This is a genomic window from Burkholderia sp. HI2761, assembly GCF_002223355.1.
GTDB lineage: Bacteria > Pseudomonadota > Gammaproteobacteria > Burkholderiales > Burkholderiaceae > Burkholderia.
The window spans coordinates 1,027,710-1,044,852 of record NZ_NKFN01000007.1 but is presented as its reverse complement, the minus strand read 5'-3'; the positions used below and the strand labels follow the sequence as shown (position 1 = coordinate 1,044,852).

Here is a 17,143-nt window from a genome sequence, read left to right as displayed (position 1 = left end):
CGCGGTGGCCGTGAGCGTCAAGCGGCGAGCAGGCCCGCGCGCGTCGTCGGCATCGCGACGAAGCCCGGCAACGCCTCGATACGCGCCAGCCACGCACGCACGTGCGGATACGGTTCGAGCGACACACCGCCTTCCGGTGCGTGCGCGATGTACGTGTACGCGGCGATGTCTGCGATCGTCGGCTGCGCGCCGGCCGCGAACGGCTTGCCGGCCAGCTCGCGATCGATCACGTCGAGCACCTTCGCGGCCGTGCGCTTGGCCGCTTCCGGGTCGAGCTGTGCACCGAACACGGTCACGAGCCGTGCGGCGGCCGGCCCGGATGCGATCGGGCCGGCCGCGTACGACAGCCAGCGCTGCACGACGGCCGCGCCGACCGGATCGTCGGGCAGCCAGTGCGCGTCGCCGTAGCGCTTCGCGAGGTACACGAGGATCGCGTTCGAGTCGGCGATCACGGTGCCGTCGTCGTCGATCACCGGCACCTGCCCGAGCGGATTGAGCGCGAGAAACGCCGGTTCGCGCTGCGCGCCGGCCGCGAGATCGACGTCGATGGTCCTGGACGGCAGCCCGAGCAGCGACAGAAACAGCCGGACACGGTGCGCGTGCCCGGACAACAGGAACGAATAAACGCGGATCGGCGAAGCAGGCTTGCTGGCGACAGACATGGAAACACTCCGGAAGCTCGCGCCGCCGGGGATCGGCGACGAACGGCTCCAGCGTAGCGCTCGCCGTTCGTCGCCAGAAGACGGATAATCGAGGAAACATTATCCGCTTCCATAGGACAATCGACGATGGCCGATCTGCGCGACGTGAACCTGAACCGGCTGGCGATCTTCGTCGCGGTGGTCGAGGCCGGCTCACTGACGGCCGCGGCCGAGCGGCTCGGCCTCGCGAAGACGGTCGTCAGCACGCACATGCAGCGCCTCGAATCGGAGGTCGGCGCGAACCTGCTGGTACGCACGACGCGGCGGCTGAGCGTAACCGATGCCGGGCGCGTGTTCTACGACGCGTGCCGCGACATCGTGCGCGCCACCGAAGCCGCGCTCGACGCGGTGTCGTCCGACGCCGGGCCGCTGCGCGGCACGCTGCGCGTGAGCGTGCCGATCGACTATGGCGCGCTGGTCGTCGCGCCGGCCGTCGTCGCGCTGCGCGACCGGCATCCGGCGCTCGCCGTCGAACTCGTCGCGAACGACCGCGTCGTCGATCTCGTCGCGGACAACCTCGACGTCGCGATCCGCATCGGCCGCCTCGCCGATTCGAACCATCGCGCGGTGCAGCTCGGCACCTACGAGAAATGGCTGGTCGCGAGCCCGGCGTTCGTCGCGCGACACGGGCTGCCCCGCGATCCGGAGGCGCTCGCCGCGCTGCCGTTCGTGATGTTGTCGTCGCTGCCGCGCCCGCATACGCTCGAACTCGACGACGCGCGCGGCGGCCACGCGTCGGTGCGCTGCGTCGCGCCGGTGGTGTCGAACACCGCGACCGCCTGCCGCGCGATCGTGCTCGCGGGCGGCGGTTTCGGGCTACTGACGGATTTCTCGACCGCGGACGACGTCGCAGCCGGTCGGCTCGTGCGGCTGCTGCCGGGTTGGCGCACCGCGCCGGCCGGGATCCATGCGGTGTATCCGTCCACGCGGCTGCCGTCGCCGAAGGTGCGGGCGTTCATCGATGCGATGAAGGCGCGGCTCGGGCAAACGCCGGTCGCGCCCACGACGAGGCGCTCGCGTTCGAACTAGCGGAAAAATGAAGAAACGCGAAGGTCGGCGCTCAATACGCCTGCATGAGCCGTCTCATCAGCAACGACTTCAGATCCCGGCGCGTATCGCACACGATATGCACATGGATCGTGTCGTCGCGCACGTCGTAAATGATGCGATTCATTCCCGCAACGACTTCGCGATACTGACTGAGGTCGATATGCGCCAGCTCGTCGGGAATCCTGCCCTGAGCCGGAAAAGCACGGATCGACGCGATGGCGTCCTTGATCTGGCGATAGCTGACTTGCCAGGTTTCCGAGCCGAAGTTCGACAGAAGATAACGCTTCAACGCCTTCAAATCTTCTTCCGCGGAGCGAAGAACGACAACGCGTAACGTCATTGATCGTCGTCCTTGTCGAGGTCGGCAAAGACCTCCTCGACGGGACGAAAGTGCCCCTGGTCGATCTCGCGATTGCCCAGCGCAAGCAGCTTCAGCAGCGCGAGTGTCTCTTCATGCTCCTCATACGACTTGACGTCCATGACCACGAGCTTCGCCTCGCCGTTCTGGGTGATGAGCATCGGCTCGCGGCTCTCCGAGATGTCCTTGACGATCTCGGCCGCGTGGCTCTTGAGATAGCTGATCGGCTTGACTTGAGTCGAGAATTTCATGGAACGCGTCCTTTGCCAGACACCGGATGAGACTGATTATAGTCTGAATTCAGTCTCGCCCGAGATGGGATAGTCGACCGCTCCCGACGTCCTTACCGGCCCGCCTCCCCCAACGTACCCAACAGCACCTTCCTGCAACTCGCGACCACCTGCGCCTCCGGATCGCGATATTCGGTGAGCAGCCATGCGGCGCCGACGTTCGTCATCGCCCCCACCAGCGCCAGCCCGATCAGCCGCTGCTCGGTGCGCTCCGCCGGCGTCACGGGCTCGCGCGGCACGCCGATCGCCATGATCAGCTTGCCGAAGTCGATCAGCATGCGCTGATACATCATGTCGGTATCCGCACTCACGCCCATCACCTCGAGCAGCAACACCCGCGCCGCGCACGGGTCGCGCAGAAACGCGAAGAACGCGGCGAGCCCCGCGTCGATGCGTTCGCGCAACTCGCCGCCGCGCGCGGCGACCGCCTCCGCGACGGCGTCATGCAACTGCTGCGCGTGATGCAGATAGGTGCAGCGCAACAGATCCTCGGTGCTGTCGAACGCCGCATAGAAATAGCGATCGTTCAGCTTCGCTTCCTGGCAGATCGACCGCACGGTCGCCTTGCGAAAACCCACCGTGCCGAACACGCGCGTCGCCGCGCGGATCAACGCGTCGCGCCGCTCGGCGGCCCGTACCTCGGGCGCCACGCCGCCATACGACCGGCCTCTTTTTTCCGTTTCGAGTGCTTTCTCCATTCCGCTATTTGACATCAGGACACCCGAAAACTAAAGTGGTGACGACAAACACCACAATAGACGCGCCGCCGATGCAGCGCAAGCGGAACGGGAGGAACGACGGATGAAGGGGTTTTCCGGCAAGGTCGCCGCGATCACGGGCGCCGGTTCGGGCATGGGCCGCAGCCTCGCGGTCGAGCTCGCACGGCGCGGCTGCGAAGTCGCGCTCGCCGACGTCAACGATGCCGGTCTCGCCGGCACGGCGGCCGCGTGTACGTGGCACGGCGTACGCGTGAGCACGCGCCGGCTCGACGTCGCCGACCGCGACGCAGTGTTCGCGTGGGCCGATTTCGTCCGCGCCGAACACGGCAAGGTCAACCTGATCTTCAACAATGCGGGCGTGTCGCTGGCCGCCAGCGCCGAAACCGCGCGCATCGCCGATCTCGAATGGATCGTCGGCATCAACTTCTGGGGCGTCGTGCACGGCACGCAGGCGTTCCTGCCGCACCTGCGCGCGTCGGGCGACGGCCACGTGGTCAACACGTCGAGCCTGTTCGGGCTCGTCGCGATGCCGACGCAAAGCGCGTACAACGCGACCAAGTTCGCGGTGCGCGGCTTCACCGAGGCGCTGCGGATGGAACTCGAACTCGACGGCGCGCCGGTGAGCGCGACCTGCGTGCATCCGGGCGGCGTCGCGACGAACATCGTCGACGCGGGCCGCGTCGATACCAGCATCCACGCACTGACGGGGCAGGACGAAGCGACCCATCGCCGCCAGGCCAACCGCCTGATCAACGCGACGACGGCGGACGAGGCCGCGCGGCAGATCCTCGCGGGCGTCGAGCGCAATGCGCGCCGCGTGCTGGTCGGCGCCGACGCGCGCCGGCTCGACAGGATCGCGCGGCTGCTCGGCGCCAGTTACCAGTGGCTGATGCTGCGCCACGTGCGCCGCGCCCGCGCACGCAACCTCCGCCCGAAGGAAGTCCCCGTGGGAGAACGCGCCCACGCCCCGGCCGCACACCCCACCACGCCGACGAAGGACCCCGCATGAGCTCGACGACGACCGACCGGCGCGACGCGCCGCCCGCCTCCAGCGCTCGCCGCGACCATGGTGATGGCAACGACCTCGACGTGCTGATCGTCGGCGCCGGCCTGTCCGGCATCGGCGCCGCGTATCACCTGAAGCAGCGCTGCCCGCACGCGAGCGTGGCGATCGTCGAGGCGCGCGACGCGATCGGCGGCACCTGGGACCTGTTCCGCTATCCGGGCGTTCGTTCGGATTCCGACATGTTCACGCTCGGCTACAGCTTCCGGCCGTGGCACAGCGACAAAGCGATCTCCGACGGGCAGACGATCCTCGACTACATCCGCGACACCGCGCGCACCTACGGCATCGACGAGACGATCCGCTTCGGTCAGAAGGTCGTCGCGGCCGACTGGGATTCGAACCGCGCGCGCTGGACGGTACGCATCGAACGCACGCAAAACGGCGCGACCGACACGCTGGTCTACACCTGCCGCTTCCTGTTCATGTGCAGCGGCTACTACGACTACGACGCCGGCTACCTGCCCGACTGGGCAGGCATGGACACGTTCGAGGGCCAGCTCGTGCATCCGCAGCACTGGCCGAAGGATCTGTCGTACGCGAACCGGCGCGTGGTCGTGATCGGCAGCGGCGCGACGGCCGTCACGCTCGTGCCGTCGATGGCGGCCGATGCGCGGCACGTGACGATGCTGCAGCGCTCGCCGACCTACATCGTGTCGCTGCCCGCGCGCGACAAGATCGCGAACGCGCTGCGCCGCGTGCTGCCGTCGCGGCTCGCGCACCGGCTGGTACGCGTGAAGAACGTCCTGCTGACGATGTACCTGTACAACGTGTCGCGCCGCAAGCCCGACCGGACGAAGCAATTCATCATCCGCGCGGCCAGCAGGCAGCTCGGCCCAGACTTCGACGTCGCGAAGCACCTGACGCCGCGCTACATGCCGTGGGACCAGCGCGTGTGCCTCGTGCCGAACGGCGATCTGTTCAAGGCGATTCGCGCGGGCCGTGCATCGATCGTCACCGACGAGATCGAGCGCTTCACGCCGACCGGCCTCAAGTTGAAGAGCGGCCAGCAGCTCGACGCGGACGTGATCGTCACCGCGACCGGGCTGAAGGTGAAGATGCTCGGCGGCGCGCGGGTCACGGTCGACGGCCGCGCGGTCGATTTGCCGGAGACGGTGTCGTACAAGGGGATGATGTACAGCGACGTGCCGAACCTCGCGTCGTCGTTCGGCTACACGAATGCGTCGTGGACGCTGAAAGCCGAGCTGATCGCGCGCTACGTGTGCCGGCTGCTCAATCACATGCGCGCAAACGGGTACGACACGTGCGTGCCGCGGCTCGGCGCCGGCGATCTCGGCGACGTGCCGGCCGTCAACCTGAGTTCGGGTTACATCCAGCGCGCGGCCGGCATCCTGCCGAAGCAGGGGCACCGCAAGCCGTGGAAATTCCACCAGAACTACGTGCTCGATCTCGCGTCGCTGAAGTTCAGCGCGCTCGCCGATTCCGCGATGCATTTCGAGCGCCGCGCCAAAACCGGCCCGGCCGCCACCGCGCCGGCTGCCGAACCCGCACTCGAAACCCGCTGAGGCCGACATGACTCCTGTGCTCCATCTGATCCAGAACGTGCTGCTCGGCGTCGTCGCGGTACTCGCCGCGCTCGCGCTGTTTTCCGGTTACGTGGCCCGTCGCGTGACGCGCGCGTTTCCGCCCGAAGGGCGCATCGTCGATATCGACGGCGACCGCATCCACTACGTCGAATACGGTAACGGGCCGCCGATCGTGTTCGTCCACGGGCTGGCGGGGCAATGGCGCAATTTCGCGTACCTGCCGCTCACGCGGCTCGCGCAGCGGCATCGCGTGATCCTGCTCGACCGACCCGGCGCAGGCCGCTCGCTGCGCGGCGCGGCCTCGCAGGCGAACGTGTTCGCGCAGGCCCGCACGGTCGCCGCGTTCATCGACGCGCTGAAGCTCGACAAGCCGGTGCTGGTCGGCCACTCGCTCGGCGGCGCGATTGCGCTCGCGGTCGGCCTCAACCATGCGGACCGCGTGAGCCGGCTCGCGCTGATCGCGCCGCTGTCGCACGAGCAGACCGAACCGCCCGCGCCGTTCAAGCCGCTGATGCTGCCGTCGCCGCTCGTGCGCCGTTTCGTGTCGTGGACCTTCGCGATCCCGCTGACGATCCTGACGGGCCGCAAGGCCGTGCGTCAGGTGTTCGCGCCGGAGGACGTGCCGCGCGACTTCCCGGTCAAGGGCGGCGGCCTGCTCGGGATGCGCCCGCACGTGTTCTACGCGACGGCGACGGACCTGCTGTCGGCGCCCGTCGACCTGCCCGCGATGGAGCGGCGCTATGCGGAGCTCGCGCTGCCGGTCGACGTGCTGTACGGGCGCGCCGATCCGATCCTGAACTGGCGCGAGCACGGCGACGCGCTCGCGAAGAAATCGGCGCGCGTGCGGCTGAAGGTCGTCGAGGGCGGTCACATGCTGCCGGTCACGATTCCCGAAGCGACGGCCGACTGGCTGCTCGAAATCGCCGCCGCGCCGGTCGACGTCGCCGCGCAGCCAGTACGCATCGCGTAGATCGCGGCAACGACGCGGGGCCCGATTCCGCGCCGGGCAGCCGGCGCCGCGGCGGAATCAGGCTTCGTCGTCGGGGATCGACAAGCCGAGATCCGAGAGCACCTCGCGCGCGCTGCGGAATGCCTCGACCGCGGCCGGCGCGCCGGCGTACAGCGCGCTGTGCAGCAAGACCTCGCGGATCTCGACGAGGCTCGCGCCATTGTTGAGCGCGCCGCGAATATGCCCCTTCAGCTCCGTGCCGCGGCCGAGCGCCGCCAGCATCGCGCACGTGCACAGGCTGCGCGTCTTCAGGTCGATCCCGCCCCGTTGCCACGTGCTGCCCCACGCATGTTCGTTCAGCCAGTCCTGCAGCGGACGCGAGAATCCGTCGAGGTCGCGCATCGCGCGCTCGACGAACGCCTCGCCCATCACGTCGATCCGCCGCGCCTTGCCGTATTCCCTGTCCTGTTCGCTCATGTCCGTGTCCTGGTTGGGTCGGGGCCGCTTCGGCGTCGCCGGCAGCCGAGAGATGTCCTGCCATGTTCATGCGCGCGGCGGGGTTTCGTCAAAGATGCGGCGCTCGGTTCGCGGCCGTTCGCGTCGCGGACGGCCGAACGCTACGTAACATCCGGCCGCGCGTTACGGCGCCTTACGGGAACATCGCAGCCGGGACGTTCACGCACCGCGCGCGCCTGCCGCGCGAAACCGCCATTCCTCCGTTTAAATCGCATCGATATTCCCGATTTCCGCAACAAATCGCGACACCGTTTCGTGAAACCTATCATGGCGCGGAATTTGCAGTGAAGGCTGGGACACACTTCCAATGTCGAGGCCAACATGCACACTTTCTTCAAGAAGACGACGGTAACGATGGCCGTCTCGTCACTCCTCGCGCTGTACGGCTGCGGCTCGGTCGATGGACCGACCACCCCGCCGACGATCAAGCCGAGCACGTCGGGGACGGGCGGTAGTTCGGGGACTTCGGGTACGTCGGGCAGCGGTTCGTCGGGGACGTCGGGGACATCCGGTACGTCCGGCAGCACGTCGGGCAGCACCTCGGGCACTTCGGGCACTTCGGGCACTTCGGGCACTTCGGGCACTTCGGGCACTTCCGGTACGTCGGGCACCTCGGGCACGTCGGGCACCTCTGGTACTTCGGGTACTTCCGGTACTTCCTCGGGCACCTCGGGCACCTCCGGCACTTCCGGTACCTCGGGCACTTCCGGCACCTCGGGCACCTCCGGCACCTCCGGTACTTCCGGCACTTCCGGCACCTCCGGCACCTCCGGTACTTCCGGCACTTCCGGCACTTCCGGTACTTCCGGTACTTCCGGCACTTCCGGCACTTCCGGTACTTCCGGTACTTCCGGTACTTCCGGTACTTCCGGTACTTCCGGTACTTCCGGTACTTCCGGTACTTCCGGTACTTCCGGTACTTCCGGTACTTCCGGTACTTCCGGTACTTCCGGTACTTCCGGTACTTCCGGTACTTCCGGTACTTCCGGTACTTCCGGCACCTCGGGCACTTCCGGCACCTCGGGCACTTCCGGCACCTCGGGCACTTCCGGCACCTCGGGTACTTCCGGCACCTCGGGTACTTCCGGCACCTCGGGTACTTCCGGGACGTCGGGCACCTCGGGCACTTCCGGCACCTCGGGCACCTCCGGTACCTCGGGTACTTCCGGCACCTCCGGTACCTCGGGTACTTCCGGCACCTCGGGTACGTCGGGCACCTCCGGTACTTCGGGCACGTCGGGTACCTCGGGCACCTCCGGCACCAGCGTCACCCCCCTGGGCAATGTCCTGCAGAAATCCGGCAACCTCGTGACGGCGCTCGGCACGACGGTCGTGAACGGCGGCGCTCAGATCGGCGGCGTGCAGATTCCCGGCACGAACCCGACCACGGCCACCAGCATCGGCAACGCTGTCGGCAGCCTCGGCAGCGGCGTGCAATCGCTCGGCAACGGCGTCGCGGCCGGCCTCGGTTCGATCGGCGTGTCGGCGAACCCGCTCGGACCGACGCTGACGTCGACCACCGGCCTGCTGACCGGCGCCGGCGGTGCGGTCAACAACCTCGGCAATGCGGTGACGAGCCTCGGCACCGGCCCGCTGTCGCCGCTCGCGCCGGCGACGACCCTGGTCGGCAGCCTCGTCAACACGGTCGGCACCGCGGTCAATTCGACCGCATCGGCGCTGAACACGGCGCTGAACAGCTCGCCGGTCCAGCAGCTCGAAACGCAGCTCGGCAAGGTGATCAACCCGATCACGAACACGCTGACCGGCGGCGCCACGACGCCGGGCGTCACGCAGACGCTCGGTGGCGCGACGCTGCTCGGCACGCCGCTGAACGGCCTGCTGGGCACGCTCGGCAGCGGCCTCGCGCTCGCGGGCACGAAGGTCGGCGGCGCGACCGACAACCCGGTCGGCACGGGCCTCGGCGGCGTCGTGGGGCAACTCGGCAACACGGTGACGTCGACGGGCGGCCTCGTCAACGCCAACAACGCGGGCAGTTCCAGCAGCGGCACGGGCGGCAGCAATCCGCTCGCCCCGATCACGGGCCTGCTCGGCACGTTGACGGGTGGCCTCGGCGGCGGCAGCTCGAGCGGTTCGGGCGGCACCAGCGGAACGAGCGGCACTAGCGGCGGCCCGCTCGCGCCGATCACCGGCCTGCTCGGGACGGTGACGGGCGCACTCGGCGGCATCGGTTCGAGCGGCACCAGCGGCACGGGCGGAACGAGCGGGACCGGAGGCACCAGCGGCACCGGTGGCGCGGGCCTCGGCGGCCTGCTGGCGCCGGTCACCAACCTCGTCAACTCGCTGACGCCGCTCGGCGCGAGCCTCACCGGCACCGTCACGACGCCGGGCGGCAACCTGTCCGGCACGCTCGGCGGGTTGCTGACGAGCGGCCCGGTCGGCACGCTCACGGGTGCGCTGGGAACGCCGGCCGGCTCGGCCGGCGCCACCGGCACGGTCAGCCCCGGCGGCGCGGCCGGCACCGTGACGACGCCGAGCGGCAGCGGCTCCGTGGTGACCGGCCTGACCGGCAGCACGGGCGGCGCCACCGCAGGCGGCACCGGCAACCTGCTGTCGCCGGTGACCAACCTGCTCGGCGGTCTGCTGGGCGGCGGCACCAAGAAGTAAGCTTCAACGCATCACGTATCAGAACGACAGGCCAATGGCCGGGCGCGCATCCATAAACAGCCCGGCCGACGGCCGGCGCCACCCGCCAAGCGGGGGCGCCGGCCCTCATCCCCACGAGGATCCGATCATGAATTCCACGCTCGACGGCGTCGTCGCTGCCCCGGACCGCCCACCCCGCTCCGCCACGCCCTTGCGCGCCGGCCTGCTCGGCATCACGGCCGGACTCTTCGCGCTGTGGATCACGCGCGACCACCCGGCCCTCGACGCGGCCACCCGCGCGGTCATCGCGAGCCTCGCGATCATCGGCACGATCGCGCTGCACGAACTCTTCATCTCGCGTGTCTACCTGCGCCCGAGCGCGGGGCTGTCGCGGCAGGCCGTCCGGTCGCTCGGCATCGCGCGCGTGGCGACACGGCTCGGCGCGCTGACGTCGATCTATGCGGGCATCGGCCTCCTCTACTGGCTGCTGCCCGAATACCACGGCGCGTTCTACCTGCCGTTCTGGTCGCTGCTGCGCTCGCTCGCGCCGTACGTGATCGTCGCCGCGCCGTTCTACTTCGCGTGGATGGACCGCCACCAGCGCGAGACGGACGACGCGTACCTGCTGTGGGGCCGCTTCCTGTTCCGCCGCGAGCAGCCCACGAGCTGGAAGCCGGTGCGCGAGATGCTGGCCGGCTGGGGCGTGAAGGCGTTCTTCCTGCCGCTGATGACCGTCTACCTGTCGAAGGACGCCGATCATCTGAGCGCGTCGCTCGCGAACGCGATGCATGCGCCGATGACGATCGCGACCTTCGTGTTCATGTACGACCTGTCGTTCACGATGGACCTGATGTTCGGCACCGTCGGCTACCTGTGCACGTTCCGCATCCTCGACAGCCACGTGCGCACCGTCGAGCCGACGACGCTCGGCTGGGTGGCCGCGCTGATCTGCTATCAGCCGTTCTGGTCGCTGATCTCGAACAACTACATCCGCTACGAAGGCTCGGTGTTCTGGGACAACTGGCTGCTGTCGGCGCCGACGCTGCGCGTGATCTGGGGCGCGACGATCATCCTGCTGCTGCTGACCTACGCGCTGTGCACGATCTCGTTCGGGCTGCGGTTCTCGAACCTCACCCACCGCGGGATCATCACGTCGGGCCCGTATCGCCTCACGAAGCATCCGGCCTACATCACGAAGAACCTGTCGTACTGGATGGTGTCGGTGCCGTTCGTCGAGCCGCTGGGCTGGCAGATCGGGCTCATGCACTGCGCGGGGCTCGTCGCGGTCAACCTGATTTACTACACGCGTGCGAAGACGGAAGAGCGTCACCTGATGCGCGATCCCGACTATCGCGCGTATGCCGAATGGATCGCGCAGCACGGCTTGTTCGCGCGGATCAGGCAGACGTTCGGCGCTCGGAAGGTAGTGTGACGGAGCGAGCGGAGCGGTCATCCATGCCGCTCCAGTCCTCACGTGGGTGTCGACTTGCCTGTCGCGAGCGTCGCACCCGCAACGACACCTTTCCAAGCACGCCCTCCAGCATTTGACGATGCGCTTGCGCGTGGACCTCCTGGCGTTTCAACCCGCCCCATGCGGCCAATTGTCGCGAAACACCGCGATTCTCCGCTTTTCGTCGCCTTTCTCCGTCAGTCCGATTGCCTGCCTCCGACGCGTCGCGTATGGTGCTGGCCGTCCGCGTCCGATCCGTCGCCGGACACCCGACCGTCGTCCCGCACGACGGCCGTGCGGGCCGTGCCCGCCGCTCACCGTCTCCGCGACGCCGCCCGCCGGCGCCGCGCATTCATGAGGAAAGAGGCGTGATCCACAAAGTCCTGATCCTGTTCGCACTCTGCATCGCGGGCCTCGCCGCGATCGCCGCCGGTTTCCAGCACATCCCCAGCTGATTCGCGGCCCCGGCTCGCTTCGCCGAGCCCGGGGGCCGCACCCGCTTCCGTTCCCTTTTGCGATGAACCTCTTTCCCGAACCGCCCGGGACGGGCGGCTTTTGCCATGCGTATCGACGTACAGCATTCCCAGCACGACATCGACGACGAACTCGACACCCTTTATGAACGCCTCCACCAGCCGGGCCATCGCCTGCACGGGCTGCCGGCCGTCGCACTCGGCCGCTCGGGCCTGATCGTCCGCCATCGCGAAGCGGACGGCGAATACTTCCTGTATGTCGAGGATCCGGCCGCGCGCCAGCTCGCCGGTTATACGGTGTTCAACCGCCTGCCCGAACTCCCGCGTCGCGCCGACCGCTACCTGCGCGCACCGCATACGCGGCTGCGGGGCTCGGCACAACGCCAGGGTCTCACGACGACGCTGTACCGCTGGGGACTCGACGCTGGCCTGTGCCTGATCAGCGGCGCGCGCCAGTCGGTCGGCGCCGCGCGGTTGTGGACGGCGCTCGCGCAGGATTACCGGCATGGCTTCGTCGATGTCGAAGGCCGTGCGCTGCGTTATCTCGGCGAAACCGTTGCCGACGACGTGCACGGTGCGCTGCATACGCGGCGGCTGTTGCTGGGGAGCGGGTGGGGAATCGGTGAATTCGCGCGTGCGGCCGGGATGAGCGATGCGGCCCGCACGCCGATGCGATAATCCGTCGAACCCGCGCGACGCGCCAGCTCAACCCGCCAATCGAAACGCCGTTCGATGACCATCGATCCCCGAACCGATGTCACCCGCCCACTCGACATCGTCGCGCTGTGCGGCAGCCTCCGCGCGCAGTCGTACAACGCGGCACTCCTCGATGCGGCCGCGCTCGTCGCCCCGCGCGACATGCACATCGCACGCTTCGATCGTCTCGGCGAATTCCCGCTGTTCAATCCCGATGCCGAATACCCGACGCCCGCCGCGGTGCGCGATCTGATCGACCGCCTGAACACGGCCGGCGGCGTGCTGATCGCCAGCCCGGAATACGCGCACGGCGTAACCGGCGTGATGAAGAACGCGCTGGACTGGGTCGTGGGATGCGAGCCGTCGTGTACAAGCCCGTGGCCGTGTTGAACGCGTCGCCGCGTGCGACGCATGCGGACGCCGCGCTGCGCGAAACGCTGTCGGTGATGTCGGCGCGCATCGTCGAGCCCGCATCGATCGCGCTGCCGATCCTCGGGAGCCGGCTCGACGCGACGGGCATCGCCGCACATTCGCCGTTCGCGTCGGCGCTCGTCGAAGCATTGCACGCGCTGCGCGCGGCGATCGACGATCCGGCGCCGGCGCTCGGCAACCCGCACGCCTGAACGCACGGCGTGGCGTTATCGCGCCTTCGCGCGCGTCGCCTTCTTCGCGGGCCGGGCCGCCTTCGCGCGCGGCGCTTCCTTCTCGGGCTGCGCGCCGCCGCCGGCGAGATCCTCCAGCCATGCGAGCGCATCGACGTACGACAGGAACTGCTGCAGATAGTCCGGCGACAGCTCGCGCATCGTCGCGAGCGAGCGGTGCACGAGGCTGTTCGAATTGAGCGGCCCCGCGTTGCGCGGCACCTGGTCGAGCGACTGGCGGTATTGCTGTTCCGTGCGGACTTTCGACCACATCGTGCGGAAGTAGTCGACCAGTTCGGGATCGAGCCCGCGCCGATCGGCCTGCGCATCGCGCGCGAGCCCTTCGACGAGCGCGGCAAGCGCGCCGCGCGCGGGCGCGGGCGCGCGCGCCGTGACTTCCACCGTGTCGCGCGTGGTATCGGCGTCATCGGCGCGCGCGACCACCTCCGCGAAGCCTTCGATCAGCGTCGCCAGCCGCGCGTCGAGCAGCGCGCGTGCGGCGCCGTCGAGTACGGCCGCGCGCCGTTCGAGCGCGTCGATCCGGTGAAAGCGCACGGGATCGAGCCGATCGGCGCCCTGCTCGCGCCATGCGTCGAGCGTCGCGCGCACGTGCGTCGCGTCGCCCGTCACTTTGCCTTTCCTCCGTTCGACGCCGATTTGCGCGGCACCGGCGCGATTTCCACGCGGCGGTTCTTCGCGCGGCCTTCATCGTCCGCATTCGAGCTGACCGGCTGTTCGGAACCGAACGCGGCCGCGAACACCGACGACGCAGGCACGCCGGCATCGATCAGCGCGCGCGTGACCGTCAACGCGCGCTTGGCCGACAGTTCCCAGTTGTCCGCGAACAGGCGGTTGCCGGCGTGCACCTGCTGGTCGTCCGCGAAGCCGCTGATCATCAGGATCTCGTCGCGCGTCTTCAGGTACGTGGCCAGCGGGCTGGCCAGCGTCTTCAGCAGGTCGCGGCCCGCGGGCTGCAACTGGTCGGAGTTCAGCGCGAACAGCACGCTGCCGCTGATCCCGATGCGCCCGTTCACGAGCGTCACGCGGCCGGCCGCGAGCGGCCCGGCGAGCGCCTGTTCGAGCGACTTGCGCTGCTGCGCCTCGAGCTGGCGCGCACGCACCGCTTCCTCGAGCTTCGACGTGAGCTGAAGCTGCATGCCGATCACGCCGACGAGGATCAGCACGAACGCGCCGAGCAGCACCGACATCAGGTCGGCGAACGCGGGCCACACCGGCGCCGATTGCGCGCCGCCGTCGATTTCGTCGTGCATGCGTTACGCTCCGACGGGCGCCCGCCGGCCGGCGAGCTGCTGCAGGTCTTCGACGATCTGCTTCTGCGACATCACGCTCAGGTCGATCACTTCGCGCGCCTGCGCGACGTAGTACTCGAGCTGTTCGTCGCTGCGCGCGAGCGATTTCTCGAGCGCGGCCTCGATGCGCTGCAGATGGATCAGCAACTTGTCGTTCGATTCGCCGAACACCTGCACGGCCATCCCGAACGCGTCGCCGAGGCTCGCCACTTCGACGGCGCCGGCCGTGACCTGCGCGGCCACCGAATCGAGCTTGCGCGTCTCGGTGTCGACGGTGTCGTTGAAGCGGGCGCCGACGCGGTCGAGCAGATCGGCCGACGTGCTGACGAGCGCGTCGATCGCGGCGCGCTGTTCGGTCGACGCGTGGTTGACCGCGCCGAGCAGCGTCTCCAGCGTCGCGAGCAGGCGGCTGTGTTCCTCCAGCGTCGCGGTGTCGCGCACCATGCTGTCGGACAGGCGCTGGCGCAGCTCGGCGACGACGTCGGCCGCAGCCTTCGGCGCCTCCGACGCGGCCTGCACGAGACGCGCGATTTCGTTGATCGTGTCGCTCGCGTGAACCTGCGCCTGCGCGGTGATGTCGTTCGCGGTGCGGGCCAGCGTGTCGCAGATGTCCTGCTGGCGCGCGGCGGCCTGCGCGCTCGTCTGCGCCCATTCGTCGCGCAGCGCGGCCGCCATCGCCGCGAGCGAATCGTTCCAGGCGGACAGGCGGGCCTCGTCGCGTGCGGCCAGTTGCGATTGCAGGCCGGCGTGCGACTCGCGGATCGTCGTCAGCAGATCGTTCGAGCGCTGTTCGAACGTCGACGCCTGTGCTGCCAGATCGCGCGTCGTTTGCGCCAATGCGTCGCAGATTTCCTGCTGGCGGCCGGCGCTGTGCACGCCCGCGCGCTGCCATTCTTCGCCGAGCTTCGCAGCCATCGCGGTCAGCGAACCGTTCCATGCCGACAGACGCTCTTCGTCGCGCGCAGCCAGCTGCGATTGCAAACCGACGTGCGAATCGCGAATCGTCGACAGCAGATCGTTCGCGCGTTGTTCGAACATCGACGCCTGTGCGGCGAGATCGCGCGTCGTTTGCGCTAATGCATCGCAGATTTCCTGCTGACGGCCGGCGCTGTGCACGCCTGCACGCTGCCATTCTTCGCCGAGCTTCGCGGCCATCGCGGCCAGCGAGTCGTTCCACGCCGCCAGACGTTCTTCGTCGCGTGCCGCCAGTTGCGATTGCAGGCCGGTGTGCGATTCGCGAATCGTCGACAGCAATTCGTTCGAGCGTTGTTCGAACGTCGACGCCTGGGCGGTAAGGTCGCGCGTCGTTTGCGCGAGGGCATCGCAGATTTCCTGCTGGCGGCCGGCGCTATGCACGCCCGCGCGCTGCCATTCTTCGCCGAGCTTCGCAGCCATCGCGGCGAGCGAATCGTTCCACGCCGACAAGCGTTCTTCGTCGCGGGCCGCCAGTTGCGTCTGCAAACCGGCGTGCGATTCGCGCATCGCGGCGAGCGTCGCGGTCGAATGGCGTTCGAACGTCGCGGCGGCTTCGCCCAGCGCGCGCGCATGCTGGCCGGCCAGCGTCTCGCCGACCTGCTCCTGGCGCGAGAGCGCATCGCGCCACGCGTCCGACAGGCGGCCTTCGGTCGATTCGAGGCGCGTCGCGACGCCGTCGAGCAGATCCGACGAACGCTGCGCGAACGTCTCGGTGAACTGGCCGAGCGTCGTCTGCAACTGCTGCGCGACGGCGTCGCCCGCGCGGCGCTGTTCGTCGAGCGCGCGGTTCCACACGGCCGTCACGTTGGCGGTGGTCTTCTCGAAGCCGTCCGTCAGCCCGTCGAGCTGACGCTGCACCGCGCCCGTCACGGTGTCGCGCAGCGCGGCCATCTCCTGCGCGAGCCCCGTCATCGTCGCGGCGACGACCGGTTGCAGCGCCACACCGGCCACGCGCGCGCTTTCGGCGGCGCTTTCCTTCAGCGCGTCGCCGACGTTCGACGCAAGGCCCGCGTACGCCCGCTCGGTCCGATCGAAAAACGCCTGCTGACTGTCGAGCTGGCGATCGTGCAACGCGACGCTGCGCGCCTCGAGCGTCGTCATCATCGTCTGCAGCCGGTCGACCAGCGCCGGCATCACGTCGGCCTGGCGCTGCAGCAGCCGGAACGATTCGTCGCGCTGGTGCGCGGAAGAATGCACGCGCAGCGTCGTCGCGATCTTCGCGTCGAGCTGCTGGGCCGCATCGATCCGCTCGCGGCGCACGAGCGCCGACAGCAGGCCGAGCATCGCGGACGTCGCGACACCGGCGATCGACGTGCCGAACGCGAACCCGAGCCCCTTCACCGGCGCGATCAGCGACGCGCGGATCGCATCGAGATCGGTCGCGCTCTCGAGCGCGGCGCCCGTGCCCTTCAGCGTGACGACCATCCCGAGCAGCGTGCCGAGCATGCCGAGCAGCACCAGCAGGCCGACGAGGTAAGGCGTGAGCGCCGGGCCCGGCAGCGCGACGCGCGCGCCTTCGACCCGTGCGCGCACCGCGCCGCGCAGGCCCGGATGCAGCGTATCGAGCCACGTGTCGAGCTTCGCGGGCGGCTCGGTCAGGCCGCCAACCGCGCGCGACAGCGTGGCGGTCGCCTGCCGGTAGCGCAGCAGCTCCCATGCGCCGGCGACGTAGCACGCGCCGATCAGCAGCGTGACGGCCGCCGCCAGCGGGTTCGACGCGACATAGCCGGCACCGATCCAGCCCACTGCGAGCAGACCGGCGACGAAGACAACGAGATCAAGGCGAATTCTGGACATAGCG

Annotated in this window: 16 protein-coding genes and 1 pseudogene; 9 read left to right on the top strand and 8 right to left on the bottom strand. The window is 68.9% G+C overall.

Features of this window, described 5'->3' with window-relative positions:
- Positions 1 to 17: 17 nt before the first annotated feature.
- Entirely contained in the window at positions 18 to 662 is a 645-nt protein-coding gene (locus tag CFB46_RS22305) for a glutathione S-transferase family protein (protein WP_089501313.1), read from the bottom strand.
- 126 nt (positions 663 to 788) lie between these two features.
- Here CFB46_RS22305 and CFB46_RS22300 point away from each other — a divergent pair, with 126 nt between their 5' ends.
- A complete protein-coding gene (locus tag CFB46_RS22300; RefSeq protein ID WP_027782383.1) occupies positions 789 to 1,730 on the top strand; it encodes a LysR family transcriptional regulator in 942 nt (313 codons plus the stop codon).
- A 31-nt stretch (positions 1,731 to 1,761) separates the two neighbouring features.
- Here the strand turns inward: CFB46_RS22300 and CFB46_RS22295 are convergent, their stop codons facing one another.
- The 3 genes from CFB46_RS22295 to CFB46_RS22285 form a co-directional block, all read right to left on the bottom strand.
- Positions 1,762 to 2,091, bottom strand: coding sequence for a type II toxin-antitoxin system RelE/ParE family toxin (locus tag CFB46_RS22295; RefSeq protein ID WP_089501312.1), 330 nt, complete (start codon positions 2,089 to 2,091; stop codon positions 1,762 to 1,764).
- Positions 2,088 to 2,360 carry a type II toxin-antitoxin system Phd/YefM family antitoxin gene (locus tag CFB46_RS22290; RefSeq protein ID WP_027782381.1) on the bottom strand — a complete coding sequence of 91 codons (273 nt, stop codon included), beginning with the start codon at positions 2,358 to 2,360 and terminating at the stop codon, positions 2,088 to 2,090. The genes CFB46_RS22295 and CFB46_RS22290 overlap by 4 nt, the downstream gene beginning before the upstream one ends.
- Positions 2,361 to 2,452: 92 nt before the next feature.
- Positions 2,453 to 3,097 carry a TetR/AcrR family transcriptional regulator gene (locus CFB46_RS22285; protein ID WP_227789618.1) on the bottom strand — a complete coding sequence of 215 codons (645 nt, stop codon included), beginning with the start codon at positions 3,095 to 3,097 and terminating at the stop codon, positions 2,453 to 2,455.
- A 103-nt stretch (positions 3,098 to 3,200) separates the two neighbouring features.
- Between CFB46_RS22285 and CFB46_RS22280 the strand changes: the two genes are divergently transcribed.
- From CFB46_RS22280 to CFB46_RS22270, 3 genes are read left to right on the top strand one after another with little or no spacing between them, the layout of a single operon-like run.
- The gene (locus CFB46_RS22280; protein WP_089501310.1) at positions 3,201 to 4,127 is read left to right on the top strand and encodes an SDR family NAD(P)-dependent oxidoreductase; all 927 of its coding nucleotides are present in this window, start codon (positions 3,201 to 3,203) and stop codon (positions 4,125 to 4,127) included.
- Positions 4,124 to 5,707: a flavin-containing monooxygenase gene (locus CFB46_RS22275; RefSeq protein ID WP_089501309.1), complete on the top strand. Its 1,584-nt coding sequence runs from the start codon at positions 4,124 to 4,126 to the stop codon at positions 5,705 to 5,707. The genes CFB46_RS22280 and CFB46_RS22275 overlap by 4 nt, the downstream gene beginning before the upstream one ends.
- A 7-nt stretch (positions 5,708 to 5,714) precedes the next feature.
- Complete coding sequence (locus CFB46_RS22270; protein ID WP_027782377.1) at positions 5,715 to 6,698, top strand: alpha/beta fold hydrolase; 984 nt, start codon at positions 5,715 to 5,717, stop codon at positions 6,696 to 6,698.
- Positions 6,699 to 6,755: 57 nt separating this feature from the next.
- On the opposite strand, the gene CFB46_RS22265 is transcribed toward CFB46_RS22270, so the two are convergent.
- Positions 6,756 to 7,154, bottom strand: a complete 399-nt coding sequence (locus tag CFB46_RS22265) for a carboxymuconolactone decarboxylase family protein (protein WP_027782376.1) — start codon at positions 7,152 to 7,154, stop codon at positions 6,756 to 6,758.
- Positions 7,155 to 7,514: 360 nt separating this feature from the next.
- On the opposite strand from CFB46_RS22265, the gene CFB46_RS36550 reads away from it, so the two are divergent.
- The 5 genes and pseudogenes from CFB46_RS36550 (at position 7,515) to CFB46_RS22245 (ending at position 13,039) form a co-directional block, all read left to right on the top strand.
- Positions 7,515 to 9,818, top strand: coding sequence for a collagen-like triple helix repeat-containing protein (locus CFB46_RS36550; protein WP_089501308.1), 2,304 nt, complete (start codon positions 7,515 to 7,517; stop codon positions 9,816 to 9,818).
- Positions 9,819 to 9,945: 127 nt separating this feature from the next.
- The gene (locus CFB46_RS22255; RefSeq protein WP_089501307.1) at positions 9,946 to 11,229 is read left to right on the top strand and encodes an isoprenylcysteine carboxylmethyltransferase family protein; all 1,284 of its coding nucleotides are present in this window, start codon (positions 9,946 to 9,948) and stop codon (positions 11,227 to 11,229) included.
- A 248-nt stretch (positions 11,230 to 11,477) separates the two neighbouring features.
- Positions 11,478 to 11,702, top strand: a complete 225-nt coding sequence (locus tag CFB46_RS35410; RefSeq protein WP_143751648.1) for a hypothetical protein — start codon at positions 11,478 to 11,480, stop codon at positions 11,700 to 11,702.
- Positions 11,703 to 11,807: 105 nt separating this feature from the next.
- Positions 11,808 to 12,398 carry a histone acetyltransferase gene (locus tag CFB46_RS22250; protein ID WP_089501306.1) on the top strand — a complete coding sequence of 197 codons (591 nt, stop codon included), beginning with the start codon at positions 11,808 to 11,810 and terminating at the stop codon, positions 12,396 to 12,398.
- Between the two features lie 54 nt (positions 12,399 to 12,452).
- Positions 12,453 to 13,039 (top strand): annotated as a pseudogene (locus CFB46_RS22245) (NADPH-dependent FMN reductase).
- A gap of 15 nt (positions 13,040 to 13,054) precedes the next feature.
- Here the strand turns inward: CFB46_RS22245 and CFB46_RS22240 are convergent.
- From CFB46_RS22240 to CFB46_RS22230, 3 genes are read right to left on the bottom strand one after another with little or no spacing between them, the layout of a single operon-like run.
- Positions 13,055 to 13,687: a DUF2894 domain-containing protein gene (locus tag CFB46_RS22240; RefSeq protein ID WP_089501305.1), complete on the bottom strand. Its 633-nt coding sequence runs from the start codon at positions 13,685 to 13,687 to the stop codon at positions 13,055 to 13,057.
- Entirely contained in the window at positions 13,684 to 14,328 is a 645-nt protein-coding gene (locus tag CFB46_RS22235; protein WP_027782369.1) for an OmpA family protein, read from the bottom strand. The genes CFB46_RS22240 and CFB46_RS22235 overlap by 4 nt, the downstream gene beginning before the upstream one ends.
- Before the next feature lie 3 nt (positions 14,329 to 14,331).
- Positions 14,332 to 17,139, bottom strand: coding sequence for a DUF802 domain-containing protein (locus CFB46_RS22230; RefSeq protein ID WP_089501304.1), 2,808 nt, complete (start codon positions 17,137 to 17,139; stop codon positions 14,332 to 14,334).
- Positions 17,140 to 17,143 lie beyond the last annotated feature (4 nt).